This is a genomic window from Microcoleus sp. Pol7_B2, assembly GCF_036701035.1.
In the GTDB taxonomy this organism is placed as follows: domain Bacteria; phylum Cyanobacteriota; class Cyanobacteriia; order Cyanobacteriales; family Microcoleaceae; genus Microcoleus.
Genome location: NZ_JAUBQB010000117.1, coordinates 7993 through 13034, shown reverse-complemented (window position 1 = coordinate 13034; position 5042 = coordinate 7993). Strand labels below are relative to the sequence as shown.

The following is a 5042-nucleotide window of genomic DNA, read 5'->3' as shown; positions in this document are numbered from 1 at the left end:
GTTAAATCCCGAGGGCGCGCATCAGCAAATAGCCCAATCCCCTAATTTATTATTCCGACAATAAATCCGCCCTGCTTATTAAGGGGGGCTAGGGGGGATCGAGAGGATTGTGACTCAGACAGAAGACCGATACTACTTTTCACCTTAAGTTAACACCAATGGTTCACCCTTTTTCTGCACTCTTGGGCGGGAACTTCTGTAAACTCGCCCCGACTTCGACTTTTTATAATTCTTTAAAATAACCCCATAAATATAAAGGTTTTGTAAAGACGAAGCTCAACTACTGACAGTACACTCGAACCCTGCTAAATTTCTAGTAGTTAAAAATCTAGCGCGTCATCTGCCACCTGGTAGAATTACCGCCTCGCCTCCTAACTCAAATCCCGCTACAGAGCCTTTGCAGCTCAAAAACAAGGCATTCTACTGGAACCAAAAACAGATGAAAACTCTAGTTAAAATTAACCCCCACAAAAATTTTTTTCTTCCCTTGGTTGGTTGCATTAGCAACGTACAAAAAGAAATAGTTATCCTTGACCCCACAGTACCTGACAGCAACCACATAGCCTCTGGCATCAAACCGGGCACAGCAACCTACATCCTCGAAAGCCAGCCTGATGCGATCGAGCAAATCACCACACTCCTAGCTCGGCATACAGGCATTGAAGCCCTCCACATCATCACACACGGTAGCGCCGGCAGTCTGTACTTAGGCACAAAAGAACTAAACAGCAGCAACATAGAAAACTACAGCCAACAGTTGCAACAGTGGCGAAACAGTTTCAGCGCCAACGCCAGCATCATCTTATATGGATGCAGCGTAGCAGCCGGGGAAGCAGGCCACCAATTCCTCACTCAACTGCACCAACTCACAGGCGCAAACATCGCCGCCAACCCCCAAACTACAGGTAACAGCGATCGAGGAGGCACATGGGACATCCTCCAACTCATCCCTCCATCTCTCCAAGCGCCCAAACTTGCTCTCACAGAAACCACCCTCAAAACCTACAGCAACATACTAGGCTTAGCCCCCAACGTTGGCTTCCCTACTGGTGATCGGCCCGTATCCATCAGCATCGGCGACATCAACGGCGACGGCAAACCAGACTTAGCAACGGCGAACTACCTCAGCGACACCGCCTCGATCCTCCTCAACACCACTGCCGCAGGAGCCACCACCCCCACTTTCGCCACCAAAGTTGACTTCACAACTGGCAGTGGGCCTGGGCCCACATCCGTCAGCATCGGCGACCTCAACGGCGACGATAAACCTGACTTAGCAACAACAAACTCAAGCGGCCCCAACGGCAACGACAACACTGTCTCTATCCTGCTCAACACCACGGCCCCAGGAGCCAACACCCCTACTTTCACCACAGCAGTTACCTTCCCAACTGGCTCTGATCCCCGCTCCGTCAGGATCGGCGATTTCAACGGCGACGATAAACTTGACTTAGCAACGGCAAACGCAGGCAGCCACTACAGCGCCGCCTCCATCCTGCTCAACACCACCCCCACAGGAGCCCTCACCCCCACTTTCGCCACCAATGTTAACTTCCCAGCAAACAATTTTGCCAACGATGTCAGCATTGGCGACTTCAACGGCGACGGCAAACTTGACTTAGCACTAGCGATCCCGGGCAACAGCGCCTCCATCCTGCTCAACACCACCCCCACCGGAGCCAACACCCCTACTTTTGCCACAGTAATTGTCCTCCCAACTGGCGATAGCCCTGAGGCTATCGACGTTGGGGACTTCAACGGCGACGGTAAACTTGACTTAGCTGTGACGAACGAGGACAGCGCCAACGTTTCTATCCTGCTCAACACCACCCCCACCGGAGCCGCCACCGCCACTTTCGCCACCAACGTTGACTTCCCAGCTAGCTATAACCCGTACTCCCTTACCATCGGCGATTTCAACGGCGACGGCAAACTTGACTTAGCAACAGGTGCCTGGGGCGGCCCCAGCATTTCTATCCTGCTCAACACCACCCCCATCGGAGCCGCCACCGCCACTTTCGCCTCCCAAGTCACCTTCTATACTCCCAATTCCCCCAGGGACATCAGCATCGGCGACTTCAACGGCGACGACAAACTTGACTTAGCAGTGGCGAACCCGAACAGGAATAACGTCTCCATCCTGCTCAACACTACTCCCAAAATTACTGCTGTGACCGCCACCACTCCCGATGGCAGCTACAAAGCAGGTGATACCATCGCCATCACCGTCACCTTCGATGATTCTGTCACCGTCACCGGCACACCCAGACTCCAACTAGAAACCGGCACAACTGACCAATTTGCCAACTACACCTCTGGTAGTGGAAGTACAACCCTCACCTTCAACTATGTAGTGCAACCAGGGGACGCCACCCCCGACTTAGAATATTTCGCCACAAATGTCCTCACCCTCAACGGCGGCACAATTAAAGATAATTTGACTGTGGATGGTATCTTAACTCTCCCCGTCTTAGCCTCAGCTAACTCCCTCGGCGGTAGTAAAGCCATAGTTATTGATAACGTTGCACCCACCATCACCAGCGTCACCTCTACCACCGCCAACGGCCTTTACGGCACAACAAGCAACATCAACGTCACCGTCAACTTCAGCGAAGCAGTTACCTTAGCCGGCGGTAACATGACAGTCGCCTTAGACACAGGTGGTATTGTCACTATTGCACCTTTCACAGGCACATCTGCTGTCGGGACTTATACTCCAGCAGCCGGACAAAATAGCACCGACCTCAACTCAACTGGAATCACTTTAGCAGTCGGTGCAACATTAAGAGATGCTGCTGGAAATAATGCAACAACATTGACTATTCCTGCGGGGCAGTCTTTAGCGAACGATAAAGACATCATCGTTGAGGCAGTTGTCCCTACTATTGTCTTAACATCCGTCGCACCCACAACAGTCAATACACCCTTTAATGTCACAGCAAATTTCAGTGAAAATGTGACAGGATTTAGTGCAACTGGAGTTAATGTTACTAACGGTTTTGTTAGCAATTTTCTAGGTAGTGGCAGCAATTATACTTTTACAGTTACACCTAATGTTGATGGCCCTGTCACCGTTGATGTTCCTGCTGCTACAGCCACTGATATTGCTGGGAATAACAATACCGCAGCCACGCAACTGACTCGTACTGCTGATATTACAGCCCCCACAGTTGCCTTAACATCCGCATCTCCAACAAGCACAAATGCACCATTTTTAGTCACAGCAACATTCAGCGAAAACGTCACAGGATTTATTGCCAGCGACGTTAATCTTACTAACAGTACGATTAGCAATTTCACAGGTAGCGGCACAACTTATAATTTTACCGTTACACCTAATGCTGAGGGCCCTGTCACCGTTGATGTCCCTGCGGCAATAGCAACTGATACAGTAGGTAATAACAATACCGCAGCAACACAACTGACTCGCACTTCTGATGCTACAGCGCCAACAGTGGCCTTAACATCAACTTCTCCAACTACAGTCAACGCACCATTTAGCGTCACAGCCACATTCAGTGAAGATGTCACCGGATTTGATAATACTGATATTACCGTCGCCAATGCTACTATCGGTAACATTGTCACAGTTGATGCCAAAACTTACACCTTTGATGTGACTCCCACTGCTGATGGTAATGTCACAGTTGATGTCCCTGCTGCTACAGCGATTGATACCGCTGGTAATAACAATACCGCAGCCACACAACTGACTCGCACCGCCGACATCACCGCACCAACAGTTACCTTAACATCCACTTCCGCAACCAACACAAACGCACCATTTTTAGTCACAGCAACTTTCAGCGAAAGCGTCACAGGATTTAGTGCGACTGGCGTTAATGTTACTAACGGCATTGTTAGCAATTTTGCAGGAACCGGCAGCAATTATACTTTTACAGTCACTCCGAATGCTGAGGGCCCTGTCACCGTTGATGTCCCTGCTGCTACAGCGATTGATACCGCTGGTAATAACAATACCGCAGCCACACAACTGACTCGCACCGCCGACATCACCGCACCAACAGTTACCTTAACATCCACTTCCGCAACCAACACAAACGCACCATTTTTAGTCACAGCAACTTTCAGCGAAAGCGTCACAGGATTTAGTGCGACTGGCGTTAATGTTACTAACGGCATTGTTAGCAATTTTGCAGGAACCGGCAGCAATTATACTTTTACAGTCACTCCGAATGCTGAGGGCCCTGTCACCGTCGATGTCCCTGCGGCAATAGCAACTGATACAGCGGGTAATAATAATACCGCAGCCACGCAACTGACTCGCACTTCTGATGCTACAGCGCCAACAGTTGCCTTAACATCCACTTCCACAACCACAGTCAACGCACCATTTAGCGTCACAGCCACATTCAGTGAAGATGTCACTGGATTTGATAATACTGATATCAGCGTCGCCAATGCGACTGTCGGTAACTTTGTCACAGTTGATGCCAAAACTTACACCTTTGATGTTACTCCCACCGCTGATAGTAATGTCACAGTTGATGTCCCTGCTGCTACAGCCACTGATATTGCGGGTAATAACAATACCGCTGCGGCTCAATTGACTCGTACTGCCGATATTACAGCACCTACTGCTAACTGGAGTGCCATTTCTAACATTACTACAGCGGGCGGTACAAGTCAGATATTGACAGTTACTTTCAGCGATAGCAGTGGAATTGATGTTAGCAGTTTAGATAATTCTGATGTTGTTGTAAATTGGTCTGCTGGTGCTATTCCGGCTACTTTTGTCACTGTCGATACTCATAGTAATGGTACGCCTCGGACAGCAACTTATTCGTTTACTCCCCCAGGCGGAAGTTGGGATGATGTTGATAATGGAACTTACACTCTTAACTTGCAAGCAAGTCAGGTTAAAGATAGTCTTGGCAATTTGAATGTTGCTAACAACTTAGGGACTTTTAACGTTAATATTGCAGCACCTGCACCCGCACCCGCGCCTGCACCCGCACCCGCGCCTGCACCCGCACCCGCGCCTGCACCCGCACCCGCGCCTGCACCCGCACCTACGCCTG

The 5042-nt window shown here is 49.9% G+C and carries 1 protein-coding gene; it reads left to right on the top strand.

Going from position 1 to position 5042, the window contains the following annotated elements:
- Positions 1 to 439 precede the first annotated feature (439 nt).
- Positions 440 to 5042, top strand: a 4603-nt coding sequence (locus tag QUA57_RS26735; RefSeq protein ID WP_333251460.1) for an Ig-like domain-containing protein, incomplete at its 3' end; no start/stop codon positions are given.